Source organism: Aquiflexum sp. (genome assembly GCF_977115555.1).
This window is the reverse complement of the sequence record NZ_CDSBKL010000370.1, coordinates 1-3,962: the sequence shown is the minus strand read 5'-3', so window position 1 is coordinate 3,962 and position 3,962 is coordinate 1. Positions and strand designations below refer to the sequence as shown.

The 3,962-nt window shown below is 40.5% G+C and carries 3 protein-coding genes; 1 reads left to right on the top strand and 2 read right to left on the bottom strand.

Annotated elements, in window-relative coordinates:
• Positions 1-133: 133 nt before the first annotated feature.
• Together rseP and ACZFYI_RS16800 are read right to left on the bottom strand one after the other, a co-directional pair.
• Complete coding sequence (gene rseP, locus ACZFYI_RS16805; protein WP_462525285.1) at positions 134-1,453, bottom strand: RIP metalloprotease RseP; 1,320 nt, start codon at positions 1,451-1,453, stop codon at positions 134-136.
• Positions 1,453-2,619, bottom strand: a complete 1,167-nt coding sequence (locus ACZFYI_RS16800) for a 1-deoxy-D-xylulose-5-phosphate reductoisomerase (protein ID WP_462525284.1) — start codon at positions 2,617-2,619, stop codon at positions 1,453-1,455. The genes rseP and ACZFYI_RS16800 overlap by 1 nt, the downstream gene beginning before the upstream one ends.
• A gap of 197 nt (positions 2,620-2,816) precedes the next feature.
• Between ACZFYI_RS16800 and ACZFYI_RS16795 the strand changes: the two genes are divergently transcribed.
• Positions 2,817-3,962, top strand: a 1,146-nt coding sequence (locus tag ACZFYI_RS16795) for a S1C family serine protease (protein WP_462525283.1), incomplete at its 3' end; no start/stop codon positions are given.

Here is a 3,962-nt window from a genome sequence, read left to right as displayed (position 1 = left end):
AATTAGTTTGATAAGTTGTTTAATTTTCTATTGAAGAATAATTGTTGCAAAAGAATAAATGGGAAATTAGCAAAATAAAATAAGGGGATGAAAAAAATTTTCATCCCCTTTGAAATCTTGAATTTTGGCCAAATTAAGGCCCTGTAAATAACTTCAGGATGTCATTTCCTATGGCAAAAACCATCAGCGCAAGGAGAAGGACCATCCCGACTTTCTGTGCATTTTCCAAAAACTTGTCAGAAGGTGCCTGACCTGAAACCATTTCGTATAGTAGAAACATCACATGGCCACCATCGAGTGCGGGAATAGGAAGGAGGTTCATAAATGCGAGGATCATAGAAATCAAGCCGGTAATACTCCAGAATTTGACCCAATCCCAACTGTTTCCATAAATTTTAGCCATCCCGATAGGACCACTTACGTTTTTTGCAGAAACTTCTCCTGTAAACATTTTTCCAAGAGCCTTGGCATTGACAATTACAACTCCAAATGCACGCTGAGTACCTTTGGTAATAGATTCTGCCAACCCGTATTTTTTGACCACAGGATCAAGCAAAGGATTCACAGAAAAGCCAATGGTACCTTCGTCTGATATTTGGGCTACTTTTTCTATGGTCGTTCCATTTCTTTCAACAATTATTGTGGCTTCCTTTCCTTTCAGTTCGGCAAGAGAATTCTGTAAGTCATTGAAATAAGCGATCCGAGATTCATTCACTCCAACAATTTTATCGCCGGATTGTAAGCCTATTTTCTCAGCGGTGCTTTCAGGAGAAACTTCCTTCACTTCAAATGGAACCCTGATATTGATGAAGCTTGACATGGCTTCCTCGCTGTTGAAAGAATTGATAAACCCTCTTGGGATTTCGATTTTTAGGATTTCTCCCCCTCTATCGACTGTATAAAAACCTCCACTGCTTAATAAAGCTTCTCCCCCACTCAGTTCATTGATGCTTTCGTATGGTAAGCCATTGATGTCCAGTATTTTGTCCCCATCCTGAAATCCAATCTGCTGTCCGATTTCAAGTGCAACTATTCCATTCTGAATAACTTGATCGCGTGAATAATAGGTTTCACCTCTTTGGTGTACCAAAACCACAAAAATTATGATACCAGTAATCACATTGACAATGATACCACCAAGCATGACAATCAACCTCTGCCAAGCCGGTTTTGATCTGAATTCCCAAGGCTGAGGTTCGGAAGATAGCATTTCTGTATCCATGGACTCATCGACCATTCCGGAGATTTTGACAAAACCTCCCAAAGGAATCGCACCGATGGAATATTCTGTTTCTCCCCATTGGAAGCCGATGATTTTTGGAGGAAATCCTATAGAGAATTTCTCCACCCTCATTCCAAACATTTTTGCGGTAAGCAAGTGACCTAACTCATGCAGGCCTACTAAAATTGACAAACCCAAAATCAATTGGGCTACCATAATCAGTGTATCCATTATACTTTACTCTTTATTAATTCTTCAGTGATGATACGAGACATTTTGTCCGTATTTACATAATCTTCCAATGTTGGTTTTCTTACGAAATCAGCTTTCACCATGGCCTCAGCAATAATGTCAGACATTTCAAGAAATCCGATTTCCTCCCTCAAAAATGCAGCCACAACGATTTCATTGGCGGCATTTAAAATACAAGGTGCATTCCCTCCTTTTTCAAGTGCTTCAAAAGCCAAACCTAAATTCCGGAAAGTTTGGATATCGGGTTGCTCGAAAGTCAGGTTTGGGTATTTGGCAAAATCAAACCTCGGGAAGTCTGCCTTTAACCTATCAGGGTAACTCAAAGCAAACTGAATAGGAATACGCATATCAGGCAATCCAAGTTGTGCTTTGATGCTTCCGTCTTCAAATTGAATCAAAGAATGGATGATAGATTGAGGATGAACCACCACTTCAATCTGATCTTTGGACAATCCAAACAACCATTTGGCTTCGATTACTTCAAGACCTTTGTTCATCAGCGAAGCAGAATCTATGGTAATCTTTGCTCCCATATCCCAATTGGGGTGCTTGAGCGCTTGGGCCTTTGTTACTGTTTCCAAATAAGACCTGTCTTTTCCTCTGAAAGGTCCTCCTGAAGCAGTAAGTATGATTTTCTCAATCGGATTGTGAAACTCTCCTACCAAACATTGAAAAATCGCAGAATGTTCTGAATCAACGGGATAAATGTTCACCCCCTTTTCACGGGCTAATTTGGTAACCAATTCACCGGCAACCACTAAGGTTTCTTTATTGGCTAGGGCAATCGCTTTTCCGGCCTCAATGGCTTTCATGGTAGGAATCAGTCCCGAATATCCGACAAGTGCCGTCAACACAATATCTATAGACTCCATGGTAACCACATCCGCTAAGGCTTTTTCCCCTGCAAAAACTTTGATCCCCAAAGGAAGTAAAATATCCCTTACCTTTTCGTAAAGCGAATCATTGGAGATCACCACACAATTGGGCTGAAACTCAATGGCCTGATTGATCAATAAATCAGCGTTATTTTGGGCAGTCAGGACTTCAACTTGAAATTTTTCGGTATGAGATCTGATGACCTCGAGGGTCTGGGTTCCTATGCTCCCTGTCGAGCCAAGTATGGCAACATTCTTTTTTCCTGACATTAATTCAATTTGCATGATCAAGGGACAAAGTCTATCTGTCTGATAAATTCCCTTTAAGACATGACAAAATTACAAGGTTAAAGGACTTTTCCTCCAAATTTTTCAGTCTTTTTGAAAAGGGTTAATTTTGGCACATTAATAGGTATGAAAACCTATTGGTGTAAAAAAGAACAAACCCGAAATTTCAGTAACTCGTTATGGAGAATATGATGAAAAATGTAAAGACAATTCTTTTGGCCTTTTCGGCAGGTCTGATGGGCGCTTGGGCTTTTCAGGAATTCGGCCCAATTGATAAATTTCAACAGTTTGAAACTGTAGAAAGTCCAATTAGACCAAATTATAATGTTAATTATACTTCTGAGTCAGCTCCAAATAATAACACTCCTATATCATTTGTAGATGCCTCTGAAAAAAGCACCCCTTCAGTTGTCTTCATAAAAAACTTTTCAGGAACAGACCAAAGGCGCTATAGCATGTTCGATTATTTTTTTGGAACCGAACCAACCCAAAGAGTCAGTACAGGATCCGGTGTAATCATCAGCGCTGATGGTTATATCATCACCAACAACCACGTCATTGATAGGGCTGAAACCATTGAAGTTGTTCATCAAAAAAGAACATACTCTGCGAGATTGATCGGAACGGATAAGAACACAGACATTGCTGTTTTGAAAGTAGAAGCTACAAACCTGCCTGCCATTCAACTAGGAAGTAGCCGCTCCCTTAAAATAGGAGAATGGGTGATCGCAGTCGGTAATCCTTTTAACCTGACATCCACTGTTACAGCAGGAATTGTCTCAGCCAAAGAAAGACAGATCAATATCTTGGGAGGAGAGTTTCCTTTGGAGTCCTTTATCCAGACAGATGCGCCCATCAATCCAGGCAATTCAGGAGGAGCTTTGGTCAATATTAACGGTGAATTGGTCGGTATCAATACTGCGATTCTTTCTAGGACAGGATCTTATACAGGATATGGTTTTGCTGTTCCTGTAGACATCGCGATGAAAATCGCCAATGACCTGATCAAATATGGGGAAGTACAGAAAGCCATTCCAGGATTGGAAGTGGTGGAAATCACCCCAGAACTTGCCGAAGACATGAAATTGCCTTCATTGGATGGGGTCATAGTGACACATGTAGTTCGGGATGGTGCTGCAGAAAAATCAGGTATGCAAAAGAATGATGTCATCACTTGGATAGAAAATATTGACATTACCGGAAAAGGAAGCTTTGAAGAAGTGTTGTCTTATTACAAACCGGGAGACAAAGTAAGGGTTCAGTTTAAGCGAAGCAATGAGTTAAAGACGGCTACATTGACCCTCCAAAATCTGGAAGGAACCACC

What these genes read in the sequence shown, in the direction of transcription:
- rseP (WP_462525285.1), bottom strand. Translation starts at nt 1,453, where the DNA reads ATGGATACACTGATTATGGTAGCCCAATTGATTTTGGGTTTGTCAATT.
- ACZFYI_RS16800 (WP_462525284.1), bottom strand. Translation starts at nt 2,619, where the DNA reads ATGTCAGGAAAAAAGAATGTTGCCATACTTGGCTCGACAGGGAGCATA.